Here is a 26,871-nt window from a genome sequence, read left to right as displayed (position 1 = left end):
TTCAATATTTCATGAAATATGATAGAAGAAGTAATCGACCAGCTGGCCATTCTGGGTCACCCGCAACGCATCACCGTGTTTCGCATGTTAATGCGACGGTTTCCTGACACTGTTCCCGCAGGCGAGCTGGCGGCAGAGTTAGGTATCAAACCCAGCACAATGTCGAACTATCTGAATGCGTTGCAGCGGTCAGGGCTGGTCAAGCAGGAGCGATCCGGGACGTCTCTTCTCTATTCGATTGAAATGAAAAACGTGCAGCAAATGCTCGATTTCCTTATTGTGGACTGCTGCCGTGGCCGACCTGATCTTTGTATGCCTTCAACCAAAGGAAGTGACACCATGACTGACCGGAAGTTCAATGTGTTGTTCATTTGCGTGGGCAATTCCGCCCGCTCGATCTTTGCTGAATCTCTGCTGCGCGAGATAGGCGGCGATCGGTTCAATGTCTATTCGGCAGGAACATGGCCGTTTTCCGAACTGAACCCGTTTGCGATGCAGGTTTTGCAAGACAAGGGCCATGACACGTCAGTCCTGCGGTCAAAGAATGTGTCCGAGTTTTCGGGGCCGGATGCGCCTGACCTGGATTTTGTTTTTACGGTCTGCAACCAGGCTGCGAACGAAGAATGCCCGGCCTGGGAAGGTCAACCGATCAGTGGTCACTGGGGTATGGTTGACCCGGTCAAGACAGAAGGCACCGACGCAGAAAAAAGCCTTGCGTTTCAAAACGCTTACGGCGCGCTGAAGCGTCGGATCCAAGCCTTTACGTCGCTGCCGGTCGAAAGTCTTGACCGGATCGCACTGCAATCCGCTGTCGATGACATCGGGCGAGCATCTTTTGAGGACACGAAATGACGACCTACGCTCTGAACGGCCTTGGCCGGATGGGAAAACTTGCGCTGAAACCCTTGCTGGAACGGGGCGCAAAAATTGCATGGATCAACGACGCTGTTGGTAATCCCGAAATGCACGCGCATCTGCTGGAATTTGACACAGTGCACGGACGTTGGGATGCAAAGTTCAGCCACGATGCCGACAGCATCACTGTGAGTGGCACGCGCCTCCCCTTTGTTGGGACAAAAGACCTTTCAGCTCTGCCGTTGGACGGTGTCGATGTAGTGATCGACTGTACTGGCGTCTTCAAGACCGAAGCCAAGCTGGCACCCTATTTCGATGCAGGCGTGAAAAAGGTTGTTGTCTCCGCCCCCGTCAAAGACGGCCCGACAGCCAACATTGTTGTGGGTGTGAACGATGATACTTATGACCCTGCGACCCATAACATCGTGACAGCGGCCTCCTGCACCACCAACTGTCTGGCACCGGTTGTCAAAGTCATTCACGAAAATCTGGGCATTCGCCACGGGTCGATGACCACAATCCATGATGTGACCAACACCCAGACCATCGTGGACCGCCCCGCCAAGGATCTGCGCCGCGCGCGTTCGGCCCTGAATTCCTTGATCCCGACCACCACTGGCTCGGCTACGGCGATCACTTTGATCTATCCCGAACTTAAGGGACGTCTGAATGGTCATGCGGTGCGGGTGCCTCTGCTGAACGCATCGCTGACTGACTGCGTATTCGAGGTTCAGCGCGAAACCTCCGCCGAAGAGGTCAACGGCTTTTTCAAAGCTGCTGCCGAGGGTGAGTTGAAGGGCATTCTTGGCTATGAGACGCGCCCGCTGGTTTCGACCGATTACACCAATGACGAACGCTCTTCGATTGTCGATGCGCCGTCGACCATGGTGGTGAACGGGACGCAGGTTAAAATCTATGCCTGGTATGATAACGAGATGGGCTATGCGCATCGGTTGGTGGATGTGGCTTTGATGGTCGGATCGTCGCTGTGACCCAACGGCCCGAAGGATTGTCGGCCTATATCGCGGTTACGGCGGCCTATTGGGCCTTCATGCTGACCGACGGGGCGCTCAGGATGTTGGTGCTGTTGCACTTTCACACCATGGGCTTCTCGCCGGTTCAGTTAGCTTATCTTTTTGTGCTCTATGAGATCGCCGGGATTGTCACCAACCTGACCGCAGGCTGGATCGCAGCGCGGTTCGGATTGACCTCGACCCTTTATGCAGGGCTGGGGCTGCAAGTTATTGCGTTGCTTGCCATGACGCAGCTTGACCCGAACTGGACCGTCGCAGCGTCGGTCACATTCGTGATGATGGTGCAAGGCGCCAGCGGAGTGGCCAAGGATCTGGCCAAAATGTCTTCGAAATCGTCGGTCAAACTTCTGGCCCCTGCCGAGGGCGGCGGGTTGTTTCGTTGGGTGGCCCTGCTAACGGGGTCGAAAAACGCAGTCAAAGGTCTGGGCTTTTTGCTGGGCGCGACCATGCTGGCCACAATGGGCTTTATGACAGCAATTCTGGTCATGGCAGCCGTACTGGCGGTGATCCTGTTTGCAGTTATCCTGTTCATGCCAGCAGGCTTGCCGAAGGGACGCAAAGGGGCGAAGTTCTCCGAAGTTTTTTCGAAGTCCGCCAATGTAAACTGGCTGTCAGCAGCGCGTGTCTTTCTGTTCGGCGCCCGTGATGTCTGGTTTGTGGTCGGCATCCCAATCTATTTCTACGCCGTGCTCTCAGACGGTACCGAGGCGGGCAACCGATCTGCGTTCTTCATGATAGGAACTTTCATGGCGGTGTGGATCATCCTCTATGGTGTGGTGCAAGCCAACGCGCCAAGGATACTTCGCGCCTCGGATCGAACCGAAGGTGATCTGATCCGTGCTGCGCGCAGCTGGGCAGTGATCCTTTTCTGCATTCCTGCGGCTCTAACATTGGCCACTTGGCTGTCAAACGAGCCTGAGACCTGGCTGACCACGACACTCGTTGCTGGCTTGCTGGTCTTTGGAGCGGTCTTTGCCGTCAATTCGGCACTGCATTCCTATCTTATCCTGGCCTTCACCAAGTCCGAGCGTGTGACGATGGATGTCGGGTTTTACTACATGGCGAATGCAGCAGGTCGGCTGGTCGGCACCGTTTTGTCTGGCCTCACCTATCAGGTCGGGGGATTGCCGATGGTCCTCGGTACCGCGTCCGCTATGGTTGCCCTCGCCGCACTGACCTCTGGTAAACTCACAGATCAGACTTCCGAGGCGCTTTCATGAGCATTTTCGAACGATATCTCACAATTTGGATCGCGCTCGCCATGATTGGCGGTGTTCTGATCGGACAAGCCGCGCCAGGACTGGTTCAACTGGTTGCAGGGGCCGAAATCGCCAGCGTCAATCTGGTTGTAGCCGTACTGATCTGGGCGATGGTCTATCCGATGATGGTCAACGTCGATTTCCGCGCAGTCGCCGGGGTTGCCCGCCAGCCACGCGGTCTGATCGTGACGCTGGTGGTGAATTGGTTGATCAAGCCCTTCACCATGGCGCTGCTCGCCGTATTATTCTTTGACTATATCTTTGCACCCTGGATTGCACCCGAAGACGCTGCCCAATACACAGCTGGGCTAATTTTGTTGGGGGCAGCCCCCTGCACCGCCATGGTGTTTGTGTGGTCGCAACTCACCAAAGGCGACGCGACCTATACGCTAGTTCAAGTCTCGGTCAACGATCTGATCATGGTCGTGGCATTTGCCCCGATCGTCGCCTTTTTGCTGGGTGTCACCGATATTGAAGTGCCCTGGCAGACGCTGGTTCTGGCCACGGTTCTTTACGTGGTGTTGCCGCTGATTGCCGGGTTGATCACCCGTAACAAACTAGGCTCTAAACAGGCAGTTGAGGCGTTTTCTACCCGCGTAAAACCTTGGTCGGTTATGGGGTTGATTTCAACTGTGGTTATTCTGTTCGGACTGCAGGGTCAGACCATTTTGTCCAAGCCAATGGTTATCGTGCTGATCGCGGTGCCTATCCTCATCCAAAGCTACGGAATTTTTGCTATAGCGTATGGCGCTGCCTATGCACTGAAAGTACCCCATCGGATCGCAGCCCCGTGTGCCATGATCGGAACATCAAACTTCTTCGAACTGGCTGTGGCCGTTGCTATCAGCTTGTTTGGTCTGAACTCCGGCGCGGCGTTGGCGACCGTTGTAGGCGTTCTGGTCGAAGTCCCAGTGATGCTGTCCCTTGTTGCTTTCGCCAACCGCACACGCACGCGTTTTCCAGAACCAGGAACAAGGTAGACTTGGCGACCTCGGCTCACCACTTGGTTCAATTGGACTGTTGCGCGCGCTCGGCCGCGATTGCCACAAGACCACGATCACCGGTTTCCCAAAGCGCTGTCATGGTCAGTGATGTTACAACCCAACTATCCTCGGATTTCTCAAGGATATAGTCATATCGGCCGCCCAGCACCCACAAGCCATCCGCGATACGGTGGGTAGCAGTGAAATCAGCCTGCGCTGTGGCCTGGGTTTCGGACAGCGATCTGACGGTATGGTTGGTGACCATGTGATGTGTGCTTTCAAACCCAGGCAGGAATGCGGACCAACCTGCTATAAGGTCGTCAGCCGGTTGCGTGACTGGGTCACCGCCCCAAAGGCTGGTGTAATCGGTTGTCACCGTATCGGCAAAAGCGCCGCGCACACGAGTCCAGTCATGGCGGTCAGCTCCCGCTGCGATATCGGTGATTGCTGTCGAGATATTGGTGTGTTGCTCGGCAAACGCCGCGCTGCCAATCATTGTGACAGCTGCAAGTGTGGCGGTAAGGTTCTTGGGCATCGGTTTACTCCAGGGTAAGGGGCAGGCGCTGAAGACAACTTCGACGCCTGATCGAGAATTCAGCTGTCTAGGCCAGCACTGAAATGGTCGGCCACGGTATCCGCTGCTCGGGTCACGTCTTCGGGATTGTCGTAGAAATCGAACTGCGTGACATCTTCCAGCCATTGGGCTGTCGCTTCGCCTGCAAACCCTGCGAGAAAGGCCTGCACACCCTGAGGTATGGCCGCGCTTTCCGAGTGAACAATGGCGAGCGGCTTGTCCAAACGCTGCGGGTTGTCCGCAGGGTGATAGGTCAGCCAGCCTTCCCAGCCCGCATTGTTCCACTTGTCGTCATACTCGGGGATCGCGCCACGGTCGGCCTCGTAATAGTACCCACCGATCGGCATCAGAACGCCTTCGGCACCTTCCGGCCCTGCCGCAGGGATGATTTGCCCACCCACGGCTTCGGCAGCATGGGACACTTCGATCAGCCCGGCAACGCCATCCTTGCCGCCATAAACGGCCTCGACGATCTCTTCATTTTGAAGCCAGGGGGCGACAAGCCCAACACGTTGCACCAGCGGATTTCCGGAAACAGCGTCGACCATGTAACCGGCCGAAGCGCAGATACCCAGCCCGTTGATGTGGTCGGCATCCACTTCAGGCAGGGTTGCGACATATTCGAACGCGGCTTTGATGTCCGACGTCTTGGCCTTTGGGCTTTCGACAAAACGTACATTGTCAGGCAAATCGCCCGACTTGCCCCAACCGCGAAAATCGAAGGTGAATGCAGCAAATCCGCGTGCCGCCATTTCATGTGCATAGTTAGCGGGCATCTGTTCCTGCACCGAGGTCCAGGCACCGGTGACAACAACCGTGGGCAAAGGCGCGTCACCGCGTTTTTCCGGCAAATACAGCGTGCCGGACATGATGGTGCCTTCATTTTCAAAGGTCACGGTGCGGGTTTCGACCTGAGCTATCGCGGCAGTCGATGCCATTAGCGCAGCGGCGGTGTTCAAAGCGAGGGTTTTCATGGAGGTATCTCCCAAAATCTGTCAGGTTGGGCACAGGCCCGATGACATGAAAGATACGACGTCAGCGCCTGTGAAAATTGCACCATGCTGCCCGGTTTTTGAAAGATTCTGCTTCAACCGTTCAGCGCAACGCGAAAAGCACGTGGGGTCTGACCGGTCACTTGCTTGAAGCTGCGGGTGAAATGCGCCTGATCGGAAAACCCGCAAGCCAAAGCAATGTCCCCTAAGGGCCGCCTTGGATCTTCGATCATCTTCATCGCCTGCTCGATCCGAAACGACATGACATATTGCATAGGCGTTGAACCAAGCGTTTCCTTGAAGACACGGGCAAAATGCGACGCGCTCATTCCAGCCTCGGACGCCAGTTGGTCAACGGTGATCGTGCGATCCAGGCGCTTTTGTACATAGGCCAGGACACGTTGGTAATGGCGAGAGGTGAACCGCGATGACAATTCAGCATCTTCGGCGCGCCGCTTTCCGTATTTCTGCAGCAGCTTGACCAGAAAAACCCGACTCATGGCCTCGAACATAACGGCCGAGGACATGTCTTCAGTCTCCAGCGCATCCCGCAAGATGACACCGGCCGCGCAAAGGTCAGGGTCGGAAAACTGCGGCAAGTCCTTAAATTGTTGGGGATCGAGTAACATCCCAAGCTCAGACTGCGCGAAACGGTCCACCTTGTGCGGTTCTAGGGTAATGACGATCACGTCAGACGGCGCGAACCACCGCCAACCTGACCGCACGCCAGCGGGCGTTACAATGACCTCGTCCTTGCAGAAGGTGAAATCCCGCAATGTGCCGTCACGCCAATTTTGAACGCGATGCGGACTGTCCTGCAAATTTAGCAATACGTGGTGTTCCGCGAACACGTCCTCGGGCATTTCGTCCGGTTCCGCCTGAAAATATCGTACAGACATCAGTGCCGCTGCCGAAGGACGCTCCATCGAGTCGCTGTTGAGCAGTGGTTCAGAGGGGTAAATGTCTGCGTATCTGAGCGGCACTCGGATGGTCCCATGGAAAGTTTGCCCAATTTTTGCAGGTAAATGTGGATCGAACAACGTATTTGATGCGCATTCAGGGACCAATCTTGCCGCGTTTCAGCGCGCGTCGATTGACGGAAGACCATGAGAAATTGGCGACCCCGGCAGGATTCGAACCTGCAACCTGCCCCTTAGGAGGGGGCTGCTCTATCCAGTTGAGCCACGGGGCCGTGTGTGGCCTTCTGTAACCGGGATTTTCCGGGTTGTCATCGGCTTTGCACAATTGTTGTACACGCAGACTTGTTCACGCTACCATCGGGCAAAACAACAACACAGGTGCCTCCCGTGAACAGTGAATCCAAACGCCCGCTTACCCTTCGCGATGTGTCCGAGGCTTCTGGAGTATCCGAGATGACGGTAAGCCGGGTTTTGCGGAACCGGGGGGACGTGTCAGACGCCACCCGCACCCGCGTTCTGGCCGCCGCAAAAGAGCTTGGCTATGTGCCCAACAAGATCGCGGGCGCTCTGGCGTCCAGCCGGGTCAATCTGGTCGCGGTCATTATCCCGTCGCTATCGAACATGGTTTTTCCTGAGGTTCTGACAGGTATCAATCAGGTGCTGGAAGACACGGAATTGCAGCCAGTTGTGGGCGTGACCGACTACCTGCCCGAAAAAGAAGAAAAGGTGCTGTACGAGATGCTCTCGTGGCGGCCTTCAGGCGTGATCATTGCAGGGCTGGAACATACTGAAGCCGCACGCGCCATGCTGGATTCAGCGGGCATTCCTGTGGTCGAGATCATGGATACCGACGGCAAGCCTGTGGATGCGATGGTCGGCATCTCGCACCGCCGCGCCGGGCGCGAGATGGCGCAGGCGATCCTGAAGGCCGGGTATCAGCATATTGGCTTCATGGGCACCAAGATGCCTCTGGATCACCGCGCCCGGAAGCGTTTCGAAGGCTTCACCGAGGTATTGGGCAAGCACGGGATCGAAATCGAAGACCGCGAGTTTTATTCCGGCGGCTCGGCCCTTGCGAAGGGGCGCGAGATGACGCAGGCGATGCTGGAACGTTCTCCCGATCTGGATTTTCTGTATTACTCCAATGACATGATCGGTGCGGGTGGCTTGTTGTACCTGCTGGAGCAAGGCATCGACATTCCAGGGCAAATCGGGTTGGCCGGCTTCAACAATGTCGAACTGTTGCAGGGTCTGCCGCGCAAACTTGCGACGATGGATGCCTGTCGGCTTGAGATTGGTCGTCATGCCGCCCAAATCATCGCCGAGCGTTTGAAAGATCCCGACTCCGAGATTGAAACGCGCGCGACACTGACTCCCAAGATCAGCTTTGGCGACACCCTGAAGCGGCGATGACGGCACCCCTCAAACGGCTCGACAACCAAACAGCGCGGGCCGTTTTCATCGATCGCCACGCGCTGGCGGAACTGCCATCGGGTGAGGCCAAGGGCGGTGCGCTTCTGAATCTGATCCAGCGGTTGGGGTTTGTGCAGCTCGACAGTATCAACACAGTTGCACGCGCCCATGACTTAATCCTGTTTTCGCGCAGGCCCAGTTATCGCGGCGCGCACCTGAAAAGGCTCTATGAAAGGGAAAAAGAGCTGTTCGAACATTGGACGCATGATGCGGCCGTGATCCCGATGGAGTTCTACCCCCACTGGCATCTGCGCTTTCAGCGCGACGCTGATTTGCTGAAAGCGCGGTGGAAGAACTGGCGACGGGATGGGTTCGAACAACAGTTTGAAACGGTGTTGAAGCACATCCGTGACCATGGGCCGGTGTCGTCCTCGGACGTGGGCAAGGACGAAAAGAAAGGCTCGGGCGGATGGTGGGATTGGCACCCGTCAAAAACCGCCTTGGAGTTTTTGTGGCGGTCTGGCGCGCTTACAGTTGTTGGCCGCGAGGGGTTTCAGAAACGCTATGACCTGACAGAGCGAGTTATTGAAACCCAACTTTGTCCGGGAAACATGCATTGCGATGCAGAAGCGACTGTGGATTGGCTGTGCAACGCAGCACTGGACCGACTTGGATTTGCAACATCGGGCGAATTGGCTGCGTTCTGGGACACGGTCAGCGCAGCAGAAGCCAAAAGCTGGTGCGCAAGGGCGCTGGCCAAAGGCGATATAGAAGAGATCGAGATCACCTGCGCTGATGGGCGGCACCGCAAGGTCTTTGCCCGCTCAAACCTGGCGGACCAGAGTTTGGACCTGCCCCAGCCACCCGGGCGCATCCGCGTGCTCAGCCCGTTTGATCCAATGCTGCGTGACCGCAATCGCGCAGAACGGTTGTTCGGCTTTCACTATCGGATCGAGGTCTTCGTGCCGGAACCCAAGCGCAATTATGGTTACTACGTGTTTCCACTGCTGGAAGGTAACCGTTTAGTTGGCCGGATTGACATGAAAGCGCATCGCGACCGCGACATGTTACGCGTCAAAGCCCTTTGGCCCGAGCGCGGAGTGCGCTGGTCTGACGCCCGCACCCGACGCCTGAACGCCGAGCTGGATCGCGTGCGACGACTGGCGGGAGTCACACAAATCGAATTTGCCAACGATTGGCTAAAAGACCCTAAATAGGGTCTACTTTGCATCCGTCAGGGTCAATTCAATCGGCGCGAGCCCGTCTATCTCACCGCTCAGAACATCACCTGCCACAACCGGTCCAACACCCGCTGGTGTGCCGGTCAGAATCAGATCCCCGGGACGCAGGTGATAGAAGCCGGACAAGTGGCAGATGATTTCGTCGATTTTCCAGATCAGCTCCTCAAGCGTCGCGTCTTGTCGCAGTTCATCATTGACGCGCAGACGGATATGCTTGTCTGCGTCCGGCGACCATTTGCCTGCCGGTGTCAGCGGGGCAAATACCGCACCGTTTTCGACATCCTTGCCCAGATCCCAGGGCCGTTGCTTGTTTCGTTCGCGAATCTGCAGGTCGCGACGGGTCATGTCGAGGGCGCAGCCATAAGCATAAACTGCATCCCAAGCCTGCGCAGAGGTGGCACGGAATACAGGTTTTCCGATCGCCAGCACCAACTCCATTTCATGATGATAATTCTCGGTCCCTGCCGGGTACGGAACCATAGCCCCGGACAGAACCGCGTTGGCTGCAGATTTGGTGAAATAGAACGGTGCTTCGCGATCGACCTCATTCCCCATTTCGGCCGCATGGGCCGCGTAATTCCGACCGACGCAGAAAATACGCCCCACAGGATACTCTGCTGAGGCCCCAACAACAGGGATAGTAACCGGGTCGGGAAGGGAAAACAGACTATTTGACATGGTGCTCTCGGACTATTGTGCTGGTTCATCTTACGACCGCCAGTCCGATCAGCAATACAAGAAAACACGCCGAATTTCGCCAAAGCTTTGTTGGTGTTTCAGCGCAAACCCGCCCAATTCCGGTATGCAGTGCAATGACCGTTTCACAGCAATGTCACTTCCGCCTTTATGACCTTGTCAAAAGAAGAACAAACGTGACTTGGCTCGGGCTTAAGTTGAGTTATGTCCTCAATTACAGATGTTGCAGCCGACAATATGGCCGAACTGAAGCCAGATGCACACACTTGGCAAATTACCTAGCCGATGCGACTTCAGAGGTCCCATTTGCAAGACAATCCATCGGTTGGCAGTTACCAACATCTATTTCGGAGAGCAAAGGCATGTGCCCGTCCCCGGGAGCAACGCTTTAATTAGAGTCTGTTTTGACTCGGCGCACACTCCGAATTGCAGGTCGGACCGTCAGACTACACATGACGCAACCGGCCTCGGGCCAGGCAATGATCCAGTACGAGTCTGGCCGCCCCGCTGGAGAATACCCCCTAAACTCTCCGGCGGGGTTTCTAAGAAGCGTCTTCGCTTTAGCCACTTGTCAGGCTTCGAGATTTTTCAGGTCATTGAGAAGATCCAGCAACAACTCGTGCTTTTCCTGCCCCAGCTGAGACCGAATGCGTTCTGCTTGGGCGATACTTACGGGCAAATTGGCGCGAATGATCTGGGTACCGTTTGTGGTGATCTCAATGATCTGGCGACGGCGATCTGCCGGATGAGAGCGCCGCGAGATCAAACCGCTTTGTTCCAGCTTCTGCAAAATCCGCGTCAGGCTGGGCAACAACAGGCAGGCGCGATCAGCGATGTGTGTCGGTTCCTGTGGGCCTTCTTCGTTCAAAACCCGCAAAACCCGCCACTGCTGTTCGGTGACACCAGCGTCAGCCAGCATTGCACGGATGGGTCCCATAACCTTTTCCCGCGCCCGCAACAGCGCTATGGGCAAAGATCGCGACGTCAGAGGCAGGTCGTCAGTCATAGGAAAATTATCACCGAATTTCAGCTTTTTCGCAAGCAATCCTCCCAGTTCTGGCAAGGCGCTAGTTATCATCATGCGGAGGCAAGGCGCCGCCAGCGTCGATTATGCCCCGTCAGAAAGGCTGCATTCAGACTGGACAATTCACTGTCATAAGAGAAGATGCAGAAAGGACCCGGCACCGGGTCTTTGATAATCATGGTTTGCAAAAGCAAGAGAGATCTGATGGCTGCCCCGGAAAACCCCTTCAAAAAGGCTCTAAATGAGGGAAAAACCCAGATTGGGTGCTGGATGAGCTTTGCTGAATCTGTCACCGCCGAGGTCATGGGCACAGCGGGTTTCGATTGGTTGGTAATTGACGGGGAACACGCCCCAAATGACATCCGTTCGATCCGGGATCAACTCATGGCTTTGGCCGCCAGCCCATCGCATCCGGTGGTGCGCGTTCCAATTGGCGAAACCTGGTTGATCAAAATGGTTCTGGATGCAGGGGCGCAGACCGTGCTGGTCCCAATCGTCGAAAGCGCCGAGCAAGCGCGCGAACTGGTTCGTGCGTGTCGCTATCCTCCGACCGGAGCGCGCGGCGTGGGTGCTATGGCGGCACGGGCGACTATGTATGGGGCTGTCGACGCGTATATTCAAACAGCGGATCAGGAAATCTGCCTGTTGCTGCAAGTTGAAACCCGCGCTGGATTGGATGCCCTGGATGATATTTTACAGGTCGAGGGCGTTGATGGAGTTTTCATCGGCCCCGCCGACCTGTCGACCGACATGGGCTATCAGGGCAACAGCGCCGCCCCTGAGATGCGCGAGGTGATCGCAGACGCGCTGGCGCGGATCAAGGCGTCTGGCAAAGCGCCGGGCATCCTTGCGACCAATGACGAGGCCCGGCAAGCCTATAAAGACATGGGCGCGCAGTTTTTGGCCGTAGGTATCGACGTGATGCTATTGGCGCAGACGGCCCGTTCGCTTTCGGAGCAGTGGAAGGTGTCTTGACCTTTCACGCGCGCATGGCCGCAGCGGCCTGAGCATACCCGCCCGACGCGCCATCAACAAAATGCACATGATCATCCCGGGTGGCCGACGGGACAATGCATGTCATCATCGCTTCGTTTTGTGCGTGCAAACCATAGCGTATCTTTCCACGCGACCGCGCTTGCTCCAGCATGTGTTCGATCCGTTTCAACGTGGACGCATCACAATCAAGCGTCATCTTCAAACCGTCATCAAACTTGCGAAAGTCCGCGTTGCCGCTGACCATCTTCTTGTAGTGGTCCGGCTCGAACTGACCCAGGCGTTTGCCCAGTTTAAACAGGGCTGCGATCAACAGATTCTGGAACAGCAGAACAGTCTTTTGCAATATCATGTTCCGTCCATTGCGTGACACATGCGCGTCAATGTCCAAGCCAGGCGGCGGCCATTTCATGGGCGGGCCGTTCTCGGGCACGGGGTGCCCTGCACGCTCCAGTTTTTCCGACATGGACAGAACGGATTGCACCAGATCGGCAAAATCACCCTCTGACGCTGATGCAGTGGGCTCAACAACCAGCGAGACGATCTGGCCATGCCGAGCCGTACTGTTGGACCATCTGCACGACAGGCCTGTCAGATTCGGCTGGGCGCCCGGTTCTGCTTGATCAACCATGTTGCGGCCAGCCTTCATCTCGGCTTCGGCCCAGGCCAGCCCACCCCCCGAGAACATGGCATAGTCCACGCCGGTAGATGGTGCATAGCGGGCCACGCGCACATCCCGACCGGCGGCTCGGACCTCGGCCATCGATACCATGGCCGCACGCAGAGGCATGGAAAACTCTTCTTCTGCCCAGCGTCGCAAAGCAGCCAATGCATCACGCGCGGCTTCGACCTGACTGGGCGGAACGGCAAAGCCAGCACCGTCGCCACCAAAAACATAGGGAAACAGCTTACCGTTCATGGCGTTGATCATGGCTGAAATCACAGCCGCCCCAACCGTGTTGACGGTTTTGTATCGGCCCCGGGCGATTTCTCCGGTTGAATCAACTATGTCGGCAACGCCGACGACCCATTCATCCGGCACAGCTGAAAACTGCGTCGGGTCCGCCACCAAAGTAAACTCCCGGAAAAGAGGGAGGTTTTCATAAAACTCGGAATGGAGGTCTTTCATGGTCCCCCTCAAATCAATGTTGAGCTTAAATTAGGCGGGCGTAAGTCCAAGTCCCGTTTCTGAAATATACTACACACGCTTGTGCGTTGCATCATGACATGCCAAGCCTTTCCCTAAAGCGCGCAAAATAAGGGGCAAGTTATGCAGGCAGGTTTGGTGGTTTTATGCCTGGGCTACGTACTCAGCCAGTTTTTCCGCGCGTTTCTGGCTGTTCTCAGCCTCGACCTGGAACAGGATATTGGCGCAACACCCGAGGATCTGGCGTTTGCCTCGGGCCTTTGGTTCCTGGTTTTTGCTGCGATGCAAATCCCGGTCGGCTGGGCGCTGGATCGGGTTGGCCCCCGCCTGACCGCAGCGGTGCTGCTGCTGATTGGTGGTGCAGGAGGGGCGGCGCTTTTTGCCGCTGCGTCTACGCCAATGCATATCAGCATTGCAATGGGGCTGATTGGCGTTGGCTGCTCGCCGGTCCTGATGGCCTCATATTTTATCTTTGCCCGAGAATACCCTCCGGCGCGGTTTGCCACTTTGGCGGCTGTGATGCTTGGCGTGGGGTCTGTTGGCAACCTCGTGGCATCCTACCCCACCGCACTCGCGGTCGAGTGGATGGGATGGCGCGCAACGATGGTTGGGCTGGCCGTGATTTCGGCTGCAATTTCTCTTGGCCTTTTGCTGACTGTGCATGATCCGAAAAAGGTTGAGACGGACCAAAAGGGGTCATTGTTGGACCTTGTGAAGAAGCCCGCTCTCTGGTTGATCCTGCCGCTGATGTTGGTCGCATACGCGCCTTCTGGCGCTTTGCGGGGCCTTTGGGCCGGGCCATATCTGAACGATATTTTCGGGTTAAGCACGACGCAAATCGGCACCGCGACCCTGATCATGGGGACCGCAATGATTGCTGGCACTTTTGTCTACGGGCCATTGGATCGCGTTTTTGGTACCCGAAAGTGGGTTGTTTTTGCGGGCAATGCGCTGGGGACAGTGGCGCTGACCTTGCTGTGCCTGTGGATTGACAACGCAATCTGGCTGTCTGTTCTGCTGCTGGCCGTCATAGGCTTTGCCGGGGCCAGCTTTCCGGTCATCATGGCCCATGGTCGGGCCTTTGTACCACCGCACCTGGTTGGCCGCGGCGTGACCCTTTTGAACCTGTTCGGCATCGGTGGCGTCGGCGTTGCCCAGTTCGTCACCGGTCGGATTCATGCTGCCACCGTTCAGACTGGGTCAACCGCGCCTTACACGGCGATATTCGGGTTTTTTGCCATATCGCTTGCCATTGGTTGCGTGATCTATCTATTCAGCCGGGATAGTGTCGACTGAAGCAGCCATCAGGAGAGCCCGGTGAAAGACCCCGTCGTCATAGCCCCAAATCTGAAACGCAGGCTTTCGGGCGTGACCGCAACCATCGCAAGGCTGGTTCCGCTTCAGGCAAAATCAATCGACATCGCCGCCACGGGTCCGGGCCTGCCCGCCGACATCCCGCATATCCCACTGGGTCGCCTGCCCTTTCTGTCACGCCGTCCAACACGCGTTTGGCACGCCCGCCGCAACACCGAGATGCTTCTGGGCTTGATCCTGCGGAACGTGTTCCGCCTGAAACTCAAACTGCTGTTCACCAGCGCATCCCAACGTCCTCATACTGGCTACACAAAATGGCTGATCGGAAAGATGGACGCGATCGTGGCAACGTCACAAAAAACCGCCGGGTACCTTGAGCGCGACGCACAGGTTGTCATGCATGGTATCAACCTTGAGGACTTTACGCCCCCACAGGACAAGGCCGCCGTTCGGGCAAAACTGCGGCTTCCGGACGGACTGCTGTTGGGATGCTACGGCCGCATCCGGCACCAAAAAGGTACAGATGCCTTTGTTGACGCGATGATCGATCTGTGTGGGCGGTTCGACACCGTTTCAGGTATCGTCATGGGCCGGGCCACCGAGAAGCACACCGCATTTCTGGCCGAGCTGAAAGACAAGGTTGCTAAGGCGGGCTTGTCTGATCGCATCATATTCATGCCCGAGGTCACGGTTGATCAGATTGCCGAATGGTATCAGGTTCTGGACCTGTTCATCGCACCCCAACGGTGGGAGGGGTTCGGGCTCACCCCGCTTGAAGCCATGGCGTGTGGCGTACCGGTTGTGGCCACAGATGTTGGCGCGTTTTCCGAGATCGTGACCGACCCGTCGCTGGGCAGGGTGGTAGCCCCGGACGACATTCCCGCGCTGGCCGACGCAGCGGCGGAGATGCTGGAAAACCGTGATTCCCTTGCACTGTCCGGTCAGGCCGGCCGCACCCATGTCGAACAGAATTTCGATATTCACGGTGAGGCAGAGACGTTGGTTGCGCTCTACCAGCGTCTTCTGAGCGCTTGAAGCGCCTCAATTCGACCTCAAACGTTCGATTCAGCGCCAAAAGCTCTTTTTTCTTTGCCGCAACGCAGCTATGAACGCGCGTCCTTAACTTTGGAGACATGAAATGGGCTATCGCGTCGTTGTCGCCGGCGCCACGGGTAACGTGGGCCGCGAAATGCTGAACATCCTGGCGGAACGCCAGTTCCCGGTCGATGAACTTGCTGCTCTGGCAAGCCGTCGTTCGCTGGGGACAGAGGTAAGCTTTGGCGACAAGACACTGACGACCCAGGACATCGACACGTTCGACTTCACCGGCTGGGACATGGCGTTGTTTGCCATCGGCTCGGACGCCACCAAGACCTATGCCCCTAAGGCCGCAGCTGCGGGCTGCGTGGTGATCGATAACTCGTCGCTTTATCGCTATGACCCGGACATTCCGCTGATCGTGCCGGAGTGTAACCCCGAGGCGATCCACGACTATAAGAACAAGAACATCATCGCCAACCCCAACTGCTCGACCGCGCAGATGGTTGTCGCGCTGAAACCGCTGCATGACCGTGCCAAGATCAAACGCGTTGTGGTGTCGACCTATCAGTCGGTGTCGGGTGCCGGTAAAGAAGGCATGGATGAACTTTGGGATCAGACCAAGGCGGTCTACAACCCCACCACTGAGGTTGAGCCGAAAAAATTCCAGAAGCAGATCGCCTTCAACGTCATTCCCCAAATCGACGTCTTCATGGAAGACGGTTCGACCAAGGAAGAGTGGAAGATGGTTGTCGAGACCAAGAAGATCGTCGATCCGTCGATCAAGGTTACAGCCACCTGTGTCCGCGTTCCGGTGTTCGTCGGCCATTCCGAGGCCGTGAATATCGAGTTCGAGGAATTCCTGGACGAAGACGAAGCCCGCGACATCCTGCGCGAGGCACCGGGCATCATGGTGATCGACAAGCGCGAAGCCGGTGGCTACGTCTCGCCCATCGAATGCGCGGGTGACTTTGCTACGTTCATCAGCCGTATCCGTCAGGATTCGACCGTGGAAAATGGCATCAACCTGTGGTGCGTCTCGGACAACCTGCGCAAGGGCGCGGCCCTGAACGCGGTACAGATCGCTGAACTGCTGGGCCGTGAGGTTCTGAAAAAGGGCTGACGTTCCGGCCCCAATAAAGACCAAGAAGAAACCCGCTGTTTGGTCAGCGGGTTTTTTTGTTTCAGTCAGCCTAGATTGCAAGCCAAACGGGCTCTAGTCGCGCATACAGTTTCTTGGACAGGACATTGAGGCCACAGAACTGCCCTTCCAAATACTGCACCCCGACCTGATTAGTCATAAGCGGACGAAGCAGTCTTTCATACAGTGCCCAATTCCCCCGTCGCAGTTTACACAATCGGCGACGGTTCGAACCATTCGAAGTTCGAGATGCACAACCTTTCACTCCCATGTGTTCTTTTTTTTGTTCGGCACCTCCCTCAACTTACTTTAGGGCAAAAGACGTTCGCAGTAATACTTAATGCTGAGGTTTCTGACATGCTCAAAGGCATCTCGAAGCGTATCACAATAGGCGTATTGGTTGCCGTGGCAGCCGTAATCGGCGTAGGCGTCACTTGGTTCATACTTTATGGACCTGGGACTTGGACTGGTAACATCTCCAATCGCAAACTTTCCGATACGACCGCCAATGCTAGCCTGCCGAGACAGGCAAACGGGCAATCTGCCAATCTTCTATCGGCCTTTCACGGGCTTGACGCTTTGCCGCGGCTTTCCAATGTGATTTGCAAAGGTTCAAAGGGCTATTCTGGGATGCCTGTTATCTTCTCGACCGAGATAGACGTCGCCACGATGCAGGCGGGTGACTTTCAGGTCAGGACTAGGTCTGGCGAAATTGGGATCATGCACTGCGTGTCTGTTCTTCCCGCCACTGATCCGGGAGAGCTGCGTACCGTACTCTTGATCGGGCGGTTGGGCCCTTCGGACACGGACCCACCAGTCAGCGTTGAAATCGTGGGTCATCTGCATTCGATCGACGGGTCGATGGATTTTCGCGGAGCCAGTACGCCAGTAATACCCCTTGAAGACGGGCCATCGATCGCATGGGCTGAGGTTGTGGAAGACTGGACACTTGTTGGCACGCTGGGCCCACCTCGGGTCAGGGGCAGCCTCTGCCAAACAGAGGGCATCGTTCAGGCGGTCCGTGTTGTGTGGGAGGGCGGCGTGACGCTGGAAGACGGTACCGAGCCCGGCGAGGCTGAGCGCGATCTCTACGCGATCACCGTCGAAGCGGCGGATGGGACCCGGCGCGAGGTGAAGCCAGCAGAGCTGGCAAACTTAGGCGATGGAGACAACAACCACATGCTCTGTATGGATACGAAAGACCAACCCATCTCGGTATCCTTCCCAGAGGGAATCCTGACAGACCCAAATGGCGACCTTAACCCGGTCACAAAGGTGGCTATCACACCTCTACCTTGACCACTTGAAAACCGAAATTTGGGGTTTGGGACTCGCCTCCTTAGTGCACGCCCCGGATAACTTTAAGATCTAAACCCATGACAATCCTTACGCAACGCGTGCAAGTAACCGCTGTGGGCGCGAGGCGGCCCTCAATGAGGTAAATTTGCCCGGTCTGTTGACAAAGACGGGCTGGCTTGCCACCTAAATAACAAACCTTGATCGCGGCAGATGTGACCAATCACACCTCAGGCGGTGTCCCGCGCAAGGTGGCTGAGGCAGAGTATGCAGGTTTCGACCAAACGCAGAATTGGCAGAACTCTGACCATCGGATGCGCGAGTGTTCTGATGGCGCTTGTCTTCATTGGCTTTACCGGGCAAATCTTTGCCGTTGGGGACTCGATTGCCCTTTTGCGCCCGCAAGCTGGTATATTGCTGGTACTCTGTTCAGCGCTGTTGCTGTACCTGCGCGCCAGGTATCTCGCTTTGACAACCTTTGCCATTGCTGCGATGGCCCTTGGTTCGATCGCCACCAGCTATGCTGCACCCTCTGCCGATTGCAACGGCACTTGCCTGACGCTTTATCAGAAAAACCTGATGAGCAAAGCTTGGCCGCGCTATTCATTGGCGGACGACATTGTCGCATCCGACGCCCAGGTTGTGACATTGCAGGAAGTGTCCAGCCACAACCAGAAATACATGAGCAACCTGTTCGAACACTACCCGTCCAAGACTGTTTGCGGCTTTCGACCCGAACAAAGCGTTGCCATCCTGACAACCCTGCCCATCGTGGAAAACTCTGAGTTCTGTCTGAAAGGCTCGGGGCTGGTTGGCATTCAGGTCGAGGCCCCTGACGGTACTTCAGTCTGGATTGTATCGATTCACCTGAATTGGCCGTTTCCTTATGATCAAGCGCAGCAAAGTCAGGTTATCGCTGATCGCATTGCGGATTTGGACGGCCCTGTCCTGATTGCCGGCGATTTCAACATGGTACCATGGGGGGCAAGCGTTCAGCGGATCGCTGCGGCGGCGGACAATCAAAGCTTTGGAACCGCCCTGAATACGCATCATCTTGGCAGTTGGAAGGTGCCGCTGCCGATAGACAACCTACTCTTCCCCAAAGGCACAATCGGAACGGTCGAATTGCGCCCTTTCATGGGATCGGACCATCTGGGAAAGCTTGCCAGGATTCGAATAGAGTGACGTACGCGGGCTGGGCGCTCACATGCTAAACAGGTGTGGTTTTCGACAGAGATTGTGCCGTCCACCGCAGGCCCAAATCAAAAAAGAGCCGCTTCAGACGGGAACAAACTTCTTCTGATAGGGATCAAAGCATTCCAGTCCGCCTGCACCGATATCTGTCCACAAGCCATGCAGGCTCAGCGCGCCTTGCCCGACCGCCTCCGAGATGAACGGAAAGGTCATCAGGTTTTCCAGAGACGCCACAACCGCATGGCGTTCGAACTGCCGCGCCTGATCGACACGGTCTTCGATATTGGCCACCAGTTCGTATTTGGGTTTGAGGATGTCCATCCACCGGCCCACAAAGCTTTCCTTGACCTCCAATTGGGGTGCTTCCCCTTTGCACATGTCGATGCACCCCTGAACACCGCCACATTGCGAATGACCCAACACGATCAGATGCGCGACCTTCAGCGCCGTGACGGCGTATTCGATTGCCGCGCTGGTGCCGTGATGATCACCGTCCGGCGCGTATGGCGGCACCAGATTGGCAATGTTGCGGTGAATAAAGAAATCGCCCTGATCGGCCCCGAACATGGAAGTCACATGCACCCGGCTGTCGCAGCAGGATATTACCATCGCACGAGGGCGCTGCCCCTCTTCTGCCAACCGTTTGTACCAAACCTGGTTCTCGGAATATGTCGTGGCTTTCCACCCGTGATAGCGCTTGACCAGATAGGTCGGCAAAGGCTTGGCAAAGTCCATTGTGTTGTCCCAGTTCTTCTCGCTTCAGGACGCTCTAAACCGAATTCAAGAAAAATTCGAGCCATTATCCAGATTCACTGCAAGGTTTTGCAAAGGAATTTCCCGCCAATATCAAAACAACGCCGTGGGGGCGTCAAAATTAAGGGTGAATGTGGTGGAAAAGATAATCGCGCTTGAACACAAGGAATCCGTCCGGCTGGACCCGGATCAACTCGGCGGGCTGTATAGCCAATTGGGGGACAAGAACGCGTTGGACGTGCTGTGCCGCACGGTTGAGGAACTGGCCGTGCGTCTTTCAAACTGTGAACGGTTTTGGCGGCACCGCGAATGGGCCGATCTGCGCAAATGTGCCAAATCGCTGGTTGCAATCTCTGAACAGGTCGGGATGACGGCGCTGGCGCGCGTAGCCGCTGATGTGGCCCAAACCGTCGATGCCGGTGATGCGGTGGCGGCTGCTGCGACCTTGGGGCGGCTGATCAGAGTGGGCGAACGTTCATTGACCGCCGTATGGGACCAGCAGGATCTTTCCGTCTGACGGGGGTTGCAGGTGGATCAGGCGCAGCTAGTCTGTGCGTGGAATTCTAACGCCGAGACGCCCATGACCCTGTCCTTCGCTCTACCCTCTGACACCTCTTTTCCGTTGCATGTGATTGCTCAGCCGGACCTGGAAAGCTGGTTGCAAAAGCAATCGCAGCACGTGCAATCTTGGGTCGCTGTGAACGGGTTTTCGGCGGCCCTGGGTCAGACTTTGTTGGTACCAAGCGCGAGTGGCGCAGCAGAGATGACGCTGGCAGGCTACGGAACCGAAGAAAAACGCACGCGCAAACGGTTCCCGCTGGCCGCTGCCGCTCTGTCTTTGCCAGAAGGAACCTATCACATCGCATCCGGCGTGCCCGCGGACCAGTTAGAGGTTGAATGCCTCGGCTGGCTGTTGGCCGGTTATGCGTTTGATCACTATGCCTCCCAAACCGGTGGGTCAGCGGAACTGGTCGCACCGGATGGGGTGGATGCAGCTCGTATCGAAGCAATGGCGCAGGCCGAGGCTTTGACACGCGATCTGGTCAACACACCCGCGTCGGATATGGGACCAGCACAGCTGCATCAGGCGGTCGAGGCTTTGGCCGCAGAGTTTGGGGCCACTTGCGACGCAATCCTTGGTGATGCGCTGCTGGATCAGAACTTCCCGATGATCCACACGGTTGGGCGGGCCGCGGAACAGGCCCCGCGATTGATCGAGCTGAACTGGGGCAACAGCAGCCCAAAGCTGACGCTCGTGGGCAAAGGTGTATGCTTCGACACAGGCGGGCTGAACCTGAAACCGGGTGCCTCGATGGGGCTGATGAAAAAAGACATGGGCGGGGCCGCCAATGTGCTTGGATTGGCTCGCATGATCATGGCGCTGGATTTGCCGGTGCAGCTGCGTGTCCTGATCCCCGCTGTTGAAAACGCGGTTGCGGGTAACGCGTTCCGGCCCGGTGACATTTTGACCTCACGCAAGGGCCTGACGGTTGAGATCAACAACACCGACGCCGAAGGGCGTCTGGTCCTGGCCGATGCCCTGACGTTGGCGGATGAGGGTGAGCCCGATCTGGTGATCTCGATGGCCACGCTCACAGGCGCGGCGCGCGTCGCCGTGGGCCCCGATCTGGCTCCGTTCTATACGGATGATGAAACTTGCGCGTTGGCGCTGTCCAACGCCGCAGTTGTTTCGGCTGATCCGGTCTGGCGTATGCCGTTTCACACACCTTACGAGGCGATGATCGAACCCGGCATCGCCGATCTGGACAATGCGCCTTCGGGCGGGTTCGCAGGTTCGATCACCGCCGCCTTGTTTCTGCGCAGGTTCGTGGGATCGCGCCGCTATATTCATTTCGACATCTATGCGTGGCAGCCCAGCAAGGAACCCGGGCGCAGCAAGGGTGGGCTGGGTCAAGGGCCGCGCGCGATTCTGAACGCTTTGCCCGAGATGTTGGGCCTATGACTCGCCTGCGCATATCCAAACCTGTGGTCGATCTTTTGCGCGACCCTGAAGGGCCTCGCGACAGGCAGGTGCTTTTCGGTGATACGGTTCAAGTCGCAGAAGAAAAGGACGGCTGGAGCCGGGTCATCGCCGACAAAGACGGGTACACTGGCTGGCTGCAAACGGATCAATTGACCCATGATATCCCCGCCACCCGTTGGATCAAAGCACCGGCGACGCATGCATATGAAAGCGCAAACTTCAAAAGCCGCGATCTGGTATCGCTCAGCTTTGGAAGCAAGATCCATGTTTTGGCGGAAACAGATCGCTATCTGGAAACCGAGTGGGGCTTTGTTCCAAAGGTACACACCGCACCAATCTCAGATACGCCACACGACCCGGTTGCTGTGGCCGAATTGTTCCTGGGGACGCCTTATTTGTGGGGTGGAAACAGCCGGTTTGGTATCGATTGCTCTGGGCTTGTCCAAGCTGCGTTGCTGGCCTGCGGCATTCCCTGTCCCGGAGACAGCGGTGATCAGGAACGTGCTTTGGGCACGACACTCGCCGACGGGTCAGCCGCACAAAGGGGCGATTTGTTGTTTTGGAAAGGTCATGTGGCCTGGGTATCCGGAGAAAACTTGATTTTGCATGCCAACGCCAGCCATATGGCGGTTGTGTTTGAACCTATGGATCAGGCCATTGAGCGTATTCAGGCGCAGGGCGATGGTCCGATCACAGCTCACAAAAGGCTCTAATCAAGGTTGACCGCCCGGATCAACTTGCGTTCCAACACTCTAAGCACCGCGCGCAAATCGTGGCCGCGTTTCAGGATGCGACCATCCATTCCGACCACAGAATACATCCCCTGCCGGGACCTAAGCCGCGGGTGCTTTTCGACACGATAGATCGGATGTTCAGCAGTGCGCCGGAAGATCGAGAACACTGCCATGTCGCGCAGGTTCGAGATACCATAGTCCCGCCATTCTCCGGCGGCGACCATCCGGCCATATACGGACAGGATTTGGGACATCTCATGCCGGTCAAAGGCGACGGGCATCTGCGCTGCACTTGCCGAAAACCGGCTGGGAGGCTGCATATTCATACCTCCAGCCTTGCCGGAAATCGCGTTTGAATCAAGCCTGATGCGTTATGACCCAAGAATTCAGGCGGAAGTGTTACCGGCGACCAACCTGACGGCAAATCAGGATCACAGGCAGCAGACCAACGGCTAGAATGACCAGAGATGGCACGGCTGCGCCCTCCAACCTCTCGTCCGAGGCCAGTCTGTAGGCTTGCACCGCCAATGTGTCGAAGTTGAACGGACGCATGATCAGCGTGGCGGGCAATTCTTTCATCACGTCCACGAATACGATCAACAGCGCCGTCAACAGGGAAGGCGTCAGAATAGGCAAATGAACACGCCGCAAGGTCCCCAGCGGTGACTGACCCAGTGACCGCGCAGCGGCATCCATATTGGCGTGCACCGTACTTTGCCCACCTTCATAGGCGCTGAGAGCAGCTGCCAGGAACCGCACCATATAGGCAGCGACAAGCAACCAGATCGAACCTGTGACCAGCAATCCGGTGGACACATCGAAGGTCTTACGCATCCAGGCATCCAGCGCGTTGTCGAACCCGGCGAATGGTACGATCAGACCCACCGCAATCACGCCCCCAGGCACAGCATATCCCAACCGCGCCAGATAAGCCGTCGCTGAGGATGCCCGCCCGGGCCTGAGACGTTGGAAGAACCCGATGCTGATCGCCGCAAAGACGGTGATGACCGCTGCCGTCCCGGCCAGAGTCAGCGAGTTCTGGATGAAACCGATATAGCGCCGCGACAGCAGGTTTTGTTCCGACTCCAGCCCCATCTCAACCAGAATGATCACAGGCAACAAGAACCCGAACAGAACCGGTATCGCACATAGCAGAAAGGCCCCTAAGGCGCGCAGGCCCGTCAGGTCGGCTGCCGGTTGCGCGACATGTTGTTTACCGGCCTGATAATATTTCGCCTTGCCGCGTTGCGTGCGCTCGGCCACGGCCATCACCAGAGCAAAAACCAGCAGGCACAGCGCCAATTGCGCCGCCGCCGCACGGTCCGCCATGGAAAACCAACTGGTGTAGATACCGGTCGCAAAGGTCTGCACGCCGAAATACGAAACGGTGCCAAAATCCGCGATGGTCTCCATCACCGCCAGCAGAACGCCGCCCGCAATTGCCGGCCGTGCCATTGGCAGCGAAACGCGCCGAAACGCCAGCCACGGGTTGTTGCCCAACGCCCGGGCCGCCAAAAACGCCGTTGCGCTTTGCTGCAGAAAGGCCGCCCGTGCCAGCAGATAGACATAGGGGTAAAGCACAAGGATCAGCATCACCGCCGCGCCCTCGGTCGAGCGTATTTCCGGGAACCAATAGTCGCGCGGCCCCCAGCCTGTCACGTCCCGCAATGTGCTTTGAACGATCCCCGGGTGGTCCAGAATGAACGTGTAGGCATAAGCCAAAACATAGGCGGGAAAGGCCAGTGGCAGCACAAGTGCGATTTCCAAAAAGCGTACGCCGGGGAAGCGGGTCATCGTAACCAGCCAAGCGGCTCCGGTGCCGATACTAAAGGTACCTGCTGCAACCAGTACAACAAGGATCAGGGTCGTGACCGTATAACTCGGCAACACCGTTTGCATCAGATGCGAGATCGTATCCGTCCCACCCGTCACTGCTGCCAATACCACGGCAAGCATGGGCAACAGGCAAGCCCCCGCCACGATATACGCGATCCCCGCCAACAGCCGGGTTCCGCGTACGCCACGATTGCGCGATCCGTTTTGTGAGTATTCGATTTCGGCCATCATCCCGGCTGTTAACTGACAAAGGCGAAGGGTCCGCCTTTAATCGACCAAAAAGCTCGGAAACACCAGTACGTAGGCCAATAAATCTGCGGCATTAAATGCCGCAGACCCATTTTCTAAGGCTATTCGTAAACCCGCTGGTCCTCGATGACCAAGCCATCTTTGGGAAGCGAACCCGGGGCCACGACCTCGATCGCGCCTTTCAGCTTCAGCACTTCGGCAACTGACTTGGCGTAGGCGGGGTTTTCGCCGCCCGCGCTTTCGATTTGGACGGTCATCGTGTCCATCTCACCCTGACGCATCGCGATGACGCGGGCTTTGACAATCTCGTCATGCTTGTCGACCAGCGCCGCCACTTGCTCTGGGCGAACGAACATACCCTTGATCTTGGTGGTCTGGTCCGCGCGGCCCATCCAGCCCTTGATCCTTGTGTTGGTGCGGCCGCAAGGCGAAACGCCCGGCATCACCGCCGACAAATCACCTGTTGCAAAGCGGATCAACGGGTAATCGGGGTTCAAAGAGGTCACAACAACCTCGCCCACTTCACCCGGAGCGACCGGAGTACCAGTTCCGGGGGTGACAATCTCGACGATCACATGTTCGTCGATGATCATTCCCTCCATCGCTGGGCTTTCATATGCAATGTTGCCCAGATCGGCTGTCGCATAACATTGTAGGCACGAAATCCCGCGATCAGCATATTCCTGACGCAGTGACGGAAACAGCGCCCCGCCACCAACGGCGGCCTTTGAGAAGTTCAGCGAAACGCCCATCTCATCGGCTTTGTCCAGAATGACTTTCAGATAATCCGGCGTTCCTGCGTAGGCCGTACAACCGACATCCCGCGCCGCTGTCACCTGCAATTCCGTCTGTCCAGTGCCCGCAGGCAAAACGGCTGCGCCAACCGCGCGTGCACCATTTTCAAAGATCATGCCCGCCGGGGTCAGGTGATAGCCAAAGCAGTTCTGCACGATATCTCCAACGCCCACACCTGCAGCATTCAGGAAGCGACCCATGCGCCACCAGTCGTGATCCGTGCTGCCCGGTTCATAAATTGGGCCCGGCGACTGGAATACATGATGAAAATGCCGCGCGGGCTTCACCGTAAACCCACCAAAGGGCGGCCGTTCGGCTTGCGCGCGGGTCAGGTCCGACTTTCGCAACACCGGCAAAAGCGGCAAATCTTCCGTTGAAACTACTTTATTAGTGTCTGAATCCGACAGGTGCGCCGCGAACCCGGGCGCGGATGACACGCGCTTGATCTGTTCCACAAGCGCTGCCGCCTGATCTGAGGCGCGTTGGTCTGCCGAGCGCGTTTCGAGTGCATCGAAATAGGTCATCGCCATATCCTCCATCCGCTCACAGCCACCTCTTGCGGCGGCGATAAGATCGCACGTCGCGGAAGCTTTTGCGGCCTTCATCTGACATGCCGAGGTAGAATTCTTTCACATCTGGGTTCTCGCGCAGCTCGGCAGCAGGGCCATCCATCACCACGCGCCCGGATTCCAAAATGTATCCGTAATGTGCAAACCGCAGAGCCACGTTTGTATTCTGTTCTGCCAAAAGGAAGGACACGCCTTCTTTCTCATTGAGGTCTTTAACGATCCCGAAAATCTCTTCGACCAACTGCGGCGCAAGACCCATCGAAGGCTCGTCCAGCAGAATCGTTTCAGGTCGCGACATCAAGGCCCGACCCATCGCGACCATCTGTTGCTCACCGCCCGAGGTATAGCCCGCTTGTGACTTGCGACGCTCTTTCAGGCGCGGGAAATAATTATAGACCAGTTCCAGATCCTGCTGAACCGCTGCGGACCCATCTTTGCGGGTATAAGCCCCCGTCAGCAGGTTTTCTTCAACAGTCAGGTGTTCAAAACAGTGGCGGCCTTCCATCACCTGGATGACGCCTTTTTCCACCAGGTCAGCCGGATCGCTTTCATGCACGCTTACACCGCGATACTTGATCGAACCTTTTGTAACTTCGCCCCGTTCCGAATGCAGCAGGTTCGACACAGCCTTGAGCGTTGTCGTCTTGCCAGCGCCATTGCCGCCCAGCAATGCCGTGATGCCCCCTTTTGGAACAGTCAGGCTGACGCCCTTCAGCACGAGGATTACGTGATTGTAGATCACCTCGATATTGTTGACTTCAAGCAGGGTTTCCGCCTGCACGTCAGTGGTATTTGCCGCATCCAGCATCAGCGCGTGTCCTCATGCCTGCCCAGCTT

26 protein-coding genes and 1 tRNA gene are annotated in these 26,871 nt (G+C 56.9%); 15 read left to right on the top strand and 12 right to left on the bottom strand.

Translation table 11 applies throughout. The annotated features are described in order from the left end of the window. The first annotated feature begins 18 nt into the window (after nucleotides 1-18). The 4 genes from GOV89_RS07705 to arsB are packed head-to-tail and all read left to right on the top strand — an operon-like array spanning nucleotide 19 to nucleotide 4,128. Nucleotides 19-852: a MarR family transcriptional regulator gene (locus GOV89_RS07705; RefSeq protein WP_171178479.1), complete on the top strand. Its 834-nt coding sequence runs from the start codon at nucleotides 19-21 to the stop codon at nucleotides 850-852. Continuing rightward, nucleotides 849-1,847, top strand: coding sequence for an ArsJ-associated glyceraldehyde-3-phosphate dehydrogenase (locus tag GOV89_RS07700; RefSeq protein WP_171178481.1), 999 nt, complete (start codon nucleotides 849-851; stop codon nucleotides 1,845-1,847). Before GOV89_RS07705 ends, GOV89_RS07700 begins: the two co-directional genes overlap by 4 nt. Further along, complete coding sequence (arsJ, locus tag GOV89_RS07695) at nucleotides 1,844-3,109, top strand: organoarsenical effux MFS transporter ArsJ (protein ID WP_171178483.1); 1,266 nt, start codon at nucleotides 1,844-1,846, stop codon at nucleotides 3,107-3,109. The genes GOV89_RS07700 and arsJ overlap by 4 nt, the downstream gene beginning before the upstream one ends. Next, nucleotides 3,106-4,128 carry an ACR3 family arsenite efflux transporter gene (gene arsB, locus GOV89_RS07690; protein WP_171178485.1) on the top strand — a complete coding sequence of 341 codons (1,023 nt, stop codon included), beginning with the start codon at nucleotides 3,106-3,108 and terminating at the stop codon, nucleotides 4,126-4,128. Before arsJ ends, arsB begins: the two co-directional genes overlap by 4 nt. A gap of 28 nt (nucleotides 4,129-4,156) precedes the next feature. On the opposite strand, the gene GOV89_RS07685 is transcribed toward arsB, so the two are convergent. From GOV89_RS07685 to GOV89_RS07670, 4 genes are all read right to left on the bottom strand, one after another. Next, nucleotides 4,157-4,666 (bottom strand): nuclear transport factor 2 family protein, encoded by a 510-nt coding sequence (locus tag GOV89_RS07685; RefSeq protein ID WP_171178487.1) that lies wholly within the window; start codon nucleotides 4,664-4,666, stop codon nucleotides 4,157-4,159. A gap of 59 nt (nucleotides 4,667-4,725) precedes the next feature. Beyond that, nucleotides 4,726-5,679 (bottom strand): alpha/beta hydrolase, encoded by a 954-nt coding sequence (locus GOV89_RS07680; RefSeq protein ID WP_171237912.1) that lies wholly within the window; start codon nucleotides 5,677-5,679, stop codon nucleotides 4,726-4,728. A 113-nt stretch (nucleotides 5,680-5,792) separates the two neighbouring features. Further along, the gene (locus GOV89_RS07675) at nucleotides 5,793-6,596 is read right to left on the bottom strand and encodes an AraC family transcriptional regulator (RefSeq protein WP_245222878.1); all 804 of its coding nucleotides are present in this window, start codon (nucleotides 6,594-6,596) and stop codon (nucleotides 5,793-5,795) included. Between the two features lie 216 nt (nucleotides 6,597-6,812). Then, a tRNA-Arg gene (locus GOV89_RS07670) sits at nucleotides 6,813-6,889 on the bottom strand. A gap of 115 nt (nucleotides 6,890-7,004) precedes the next feature. Between GOV89_RS07670 and GOV89_RS07665 the strand changes: the two genes are divergently transcribed. Both GOV89_RS07665 and GOV89_RS07660 read left to right on the top strand, forming a co-directional pair. Next, a complete protein-coding gene (locus GOV89_RS07665) occupies nucleotides 7,005-8,030 on the top strand; it encodes a LacI family DNA-binding transcriptional regulator (protein ID WP_171092978.1) in 1,026 nt (341 codons plus the stop codon). After that, nucleotides 8,027-9,247, top strand: a complete 1,221-nt coding sequence (locus GOV89_RS07660; RefSeq protein WP_171237911.1) for a winged helix-turn-helix domain-containing protein — start codon at nucleotides 8,027-8,029, stop codon at nucleotides 9,245-9,247. Before GOV89_RS07665 ends, GOV89_RS07660 begins: the two co-directional genes overlap by 4 nt. 3 nt (nucleotides 9,248-9,250) lie before the next feature. Here GOV89_RS07660 and GOV89_RS07655 read toward each other — a convergent pair whose 3' ends face one another. Both GOV89_RS07655 and hpaR read right to left on the bottom strand, forming a co-directional pair. Continuing rightward, nucleotides 9,251-9,949, bottom strand: coding sequence for a fumarylacetoacetate hydrolase family protein (locus GOV89_RS07655; protein ID WP_171237910.1), 699 nt, complete (start codon nucleotides 9,947-9,949; stop codon nucleotides 9,251-9,253). Nucleotides 9,950-10,538: 589 nt separating this feature from the next. Then, the gene (hpaR, locus tag GOV89_RS07650; RefSeq protein ID WP_171178497.1) at nucleotides 10,539-10,973 is read right to left on the bottom strand and encodes a homoprotocatechuate degradation operon regulator HpaR; all 435 of its coding nucleotides are present in this window, start codon (nucleotides 10,971-10,973) and stop codon (nucleotides 10,539-10,541) included. 222 nt (nucleotides 10,974-11,195) lie between these two features. Here hpaR and GOV89_RS07645 point away from each other — a divergent pair, with 222 nt between their 5' ends. Next, nucleotides 11,196-11,966, top strand: a complete 771-nt coding sequence (locus tag GOV89_RS07645; RefSeq protein WP_171178499.1) for an HpcH/HpaI aldolase/citrate lyase family protein — start codon at nucleotides 11,196-11,198, stop codon at nucleotides 11,964-11,966. A gap of 4 nt (nucleotides 11,967-11,970) precedes the next feature. Here GOV89_RS07645 and GOV89_RS07640 read toward each other — a convergent pair whose 3' ends face one another. Further along, nucleotides 11,971-13,113 carry a DUF3095 domain-containing protein gene (locus tag GOV89_RS07640; protein WP_171237909.1) on the bottom strand — a complete coding sequence of 381 codons (1,143 nt, stop codon included), beginning with the start codon at nucleotides 13,111-13,113 and terminating at the stop codon, nucleotides 11,971-11,973. Between the two features lie 141 nt (nucleotides 13,114-13,254). Between GOV89_RS07640 and GOV89_RS07635 the strand changes: the two genes are divergently transcribed. The 5 genes from GOV89_RS07635 to GOV89_RS07615 all read left to right on the top strand — a co-directional run bounded on the left by GOV89_RS07635 (nucleotide 13,255) and on the right by GOV89_RS07615 (nucleotide 19,105). Further along, a complete protein-coding gene (locus GOV89_RS07635) occupies nucleotides 13,255-14,427 on the top strand; it encodes an MFS transporter (protein WP_171237908.1) in 1,173 nt (390 codons plus the stop codon). Nucleotides 14,428-14,448: 21 nt separating this feature from the next. Next, a complete protein-coding gene (locus GOV89_RS07630; RefSeq protein WP_171237907.1) occupies nucleotides 14,449-15,480 on the top strand; it encodes a glycosyltransferase family 4 protein in 1,032 nt (343 codons plus the stop codon). 103 nt (nucleotides 15,481-15,583) lie between these two features. Next, entirely contained in the window at nucleotides 15,584-16,606 is a 1,023-nt protein-coding gene (locus tag GOV89_RS07625; RefSeq protein ID WP_171178515.1) for an aspartate-semialdehyde dehydrogenase, read from the top strand. A 375-nt stretch (nucleotides 16,607-16,981) separates the two neighbouring features. Next, on the top strand, nucleotides 16,982-17,923 hold the full coding sequence (locus GOV89_RS07620; RefSeq protein WP_171178517.1) for a hypothetical protein: 942 nt from the start codon (nucleotides 16,982-16,984) through the stop codon (nucleotides 17,921-17,923). A gap of 264 nt (nucleotides 17,924-18,187) precedes the next feature. Next, nucleotides 18,188-19,105 carry an endonuclease/exonuclease/phosphatase family protein gene (locus GOV89_RS07615; RefSeq protein ID WP_171178520.1) on the top strand — a complete coding sequence of 306 codons (918 nt, stop codon included), beginning with the start codon at nucleotides 18,188-18,190 and terminating at the stop codon, nucleotides 19,103-19,105. Nucleotides 19,106-19,198: 93 nt separating this feature from the next. Here the strand turns inward: GOV89_RS07615 and GOV89_RS07610 are convergent, their stop codons facing one another. Continuing rightward, on the bottom strand, nucleotides 19,199-19,849 hold the full coding sequence (locus tag GOV89_RS07610; protein WP_171178522.1) for a carbonic anhydrase: 651 nt from the start codon (nucleotides 19,847-19,849) through the stop codon (nucleotides 19,199-19,201). Nucleotides 19,850-19,994: 145 nt separating this feature from the next. Between GOV89_RS07610 and GOV89_RS07605 the strand changes: the two genes are divergently transcribed. The 3 genes from GOV89_RS07605 (at nucleotide 19,995) to GOV89_RS07595 (ending at nucleotide 22,564) form a co-directional block, all read left to right on the top strand. Continuing rightward, the gene (locus tag GOV89_RS07605) at nucleotides 19,995-20,384 is read left to right on the top strand and encodes a hypothetical protein (protein ID WP_171178855.1); all 390 of its coding nucleotides are present in this window, start codon (nucleotides 19,995-19,997) and stop codon (nucleotides 20,382-20,384) included. 63 nt (nucleotides 20,385-20,447) lie between these two features. Then, nucleotides 20,448-21,830 carry a M17 family metallopeptidase gene (locus GOV89_RS07600; protein ID WP_171237906.1) on the top strand — a complete coding sequence of 461 codons (1,383 nt, stop codon included), beginning with the start codon at nucleotides 20,448-20,450 and terminating at the stop codon, nucleotides 21,828-21,830. After that, complete coding sequence (locus GOV89_RS07595; protein ID WP_171237905.1) at nucleotides 21,827-22,564, top strand: C40 family peptidase; 738 nt, start codon at nucleotides 21,827-21,829, stop codon at nucleotides 22,562-22,564. The genes GOV89_RS07600 and GOV89_RS07595 overlap by 4 nt, the downstream gene beginning before the upstream one ends. Here the strand turns inward: GOV89_RS07595 and GOV89_RS07590 are convergent. The 4 genes from GOV89_RS07590 to GOV89_RS07575 all read right to left on the bottom strand — a co-directional run bounded on the left by GOV89_RS07590 (nucleotide 22,561) and on the right by GOV89_RS07575 (nucleotide 26,842). Further along, nucleotides 22,561-22,911 (bottom strand): DUF2794 domain-containing protein, encoded by a 351-nt coding sequence (locus GOV89_RS07590; protein ID WP_171178528.1) that lies wholly within the window; start codon nucleotides 22,909-22,911, stop codon nucleotides 22,561-22,563. The two genes, GOV89_RS07595 and GOV89_RS07590, sit on opposite strands and share 4 nt — an antisense overlap. A gap of 73 nt (nucleotides 22,912-22,984) precedes the next feature. Further along, nucleotides 22,985-24,649, bottom strand: a complete 1,665-nt coding sequence (locus tag GOV89_RS07585; protein ID WP_171178530.1) for an iron ABC transporter permease — start codon at nucleotides 24,647-24,649, stop codon at nucleotides 22,985-22,987. Nucleotides 24,650-24,771: 122 nt separating this feature from the next. Next, a complete protein-coding gene (locus GOV89_RS07580; protein ID WP_171237904.1) occupies nucleotides 24,772-25,989 on the bottom strand; it encodes a phenylacetate--CoA ligase family protein in 1,218 nt (405 codons plus the stop codon). 19 nt (nucleotides 25,990-26,008) lie between these two features. Then, nucleotides 26,009-26,842 (bottom strand): ABC transporter ATP-binding protein, encoded by an 834-nt coding sequence (locus GOV89_RS07575; protein WP_171178532.1) that lies wholly within the window; start codon nucleotides 26,840-26,842, stop codon nucleotides 26,009-26,011. Between the last annotated feature and the right edge of the window lie 29 nt (nucleotides 26,843-26,871).

It is taken from the genome of Ruegeria sp. HKCCA5763, from assembly GCF_013034545.1.
In the GTDB taxonomy this organism is placed as follows: domain Bacteria; phylum Pseudomonadota; class Alphaproteobacteria; order Rhodobacterales; family Rhodobacteraceae; genus Ruegeria.
This window is presented reverse-complemented; position numbering and strand designations above follow the sequence as displayed.

Excerpts from the sequence above, each read along its gene's own strand:
- GOV89_RS07705 (WP_171178479.1), top strand. The coding sequence starts at position 19 with ATGATAGAAGAAGTAATCGACCAGCTGGCCATTCTGGGTCACCCGCAA.
- GOV89_RS07700 (WP_171178481.1), top strand. The coding sequence starts at position 849 with ATGACGACCTACGCTCTGAACGGCCTTGGCCGGATGGGAAAACTTGCG.
- arsB (WP_171178485.1), top strand. The coding sequence starts at position 3,106 with ATGAGCATTTTCGAACGATATCTCACAATTTGGATCGCGCTCGCCATG.
- GOV89_RS07685 (WP_171178487.1), bottom strand. The coding sequence starts at position 4,666 with ATGCCCAAGAACCTTACCGCCACACTTGCAGCTGTCACAATGATTGGC.
- GOV89_RS07680 (WP_171237912.1), bottom strand. The coding sequence starts at position 5,679 with ATGAAAACCCTCGCTTTGAACACCGCCGCTGCGCTAATGGCATCGACT.
- GOV89_RS07675 (WP_245222878.1), bottom strand. The coding sequence starts at position 6,596 with ATGTCTGTACGATATTTTCAGGCGGAACCGGACGAAATGCCCGAGGAC.
- GOV89_RS07660 (WP_171237911.1), top strand. The coding sequence starts at position 8,027 with ATGACGGCACCCCTCAAACGGCTCGACAACCAAACAGCGCGGGCCGTT.
- GOV89_RS07655 (WP_171237910.1), bottom strand. The coding sequence starts at position 9,949 with ATGTCAAATAGTCTGTTTTCCCTTCCCGACCCGGTTACTATCCCTGTT.
- hpaR (WP_171178497.1), bottom strand. The coding sequence starts at position 10,973 with ATGACTGACGACCTGCCTCTGACGTCGCGATCTTTGCCCATAGCGCTG.
- GOV89_RS07645 (WP_171178499.1), top strand. The coding sequence starts at position 11,196 with ATGGCTGCCCCGGAAAACCCCTTCAAAAAGGCTCTAAATGAGGGAAAA.
- GOV89_RS07640 (WP_171237909.1), bottom strand. The coding sequence starts at position 13,113 with ATGAAAGACCTCCATTCCGAGTTTTATGAAAACCTCCCTCTTTTCCGG.
- GOV89_RS07635 (WP_171237908.1), top strand. The coding sequence starts at position 13,255 with ATGCAGGCAGGTTTGGTGGTTTTATGCCTGGGCTACGTACTCAGCCAG.
- GOV89_RS07625 (WP_171178515.1), top strand. The coding sequence starts at position 15,584 with ATGGGCTATCGCGTCGTTGTCGCCGGCGCCACGGGTAACGTGGGCCGC.
- GOV89_RS07620 (WP_171178517.1), top strand. The coding sequence starts at position 16,982 with ATGCTCAAAGGCATCTCGAAGCGTATCACAATAGGCGTATTGGTTGCC.
- GOV89_RS07615 (WP_171178520.1), top strand. The coding sequence starts at position 18,188 with ATGCAGGTTTCGACCAAACGCAGAATTGGCAGAACTCTGACCATCGGA.
- GOV89_RS07610 (WP_171178522.1), bottom strand. The coding sequence starts at position 19,849 with ATGGACTTTGCCAAGCCTTTGCCGACCTATCTGGTCAAGCGCTATCAC.
- GOV89_RS07600 (WP_171237906.1), top strand. The coding sequence starts at position 20,448 with ATGACCCTGTCCTTCGCTCTACCCTCTGACACCTCTTTTCCGTTGCAT.
- GOV89_RS07595 (WP_171237905.1), top strand. The coding sequence starts at position 21,827 with ATGACTCGCCTGCGCATATCCAAACCTGTGGTCGATCTTTTGCGCGAC.
- GOV89_RS07590 (WP_171178528.1), bottom strand. The coding sequence starts at position 22,911 with ATGAATATGCAGCCTCCCAGCCGGTTTTCGGCAAGTGCAGCGCAGATG.
- GOV89_RS07585 (WP_171178530.1), bottom strand. The coding sequence starts at position 24,649 with ATGGCCGAAATCGAATACTCACAAAACGGATCGCGCAATCGTGGCGTA.
- GOV89_RS07580 (WP_171237904.1), bottom strand. The coding sequence starts at position 25,989 with ATGACCTATTTCGATGCACTCGAAACGCGCTCGGCAGACCAACGCGCC.
- GOV89_RS07575 (WP_171178532.1), bottom strand. The coding sequence starts at position 26,842 with ATGCTGGATGCGGCAAATACCACTGACGTGCAGGCGGAAACCCTGCTT.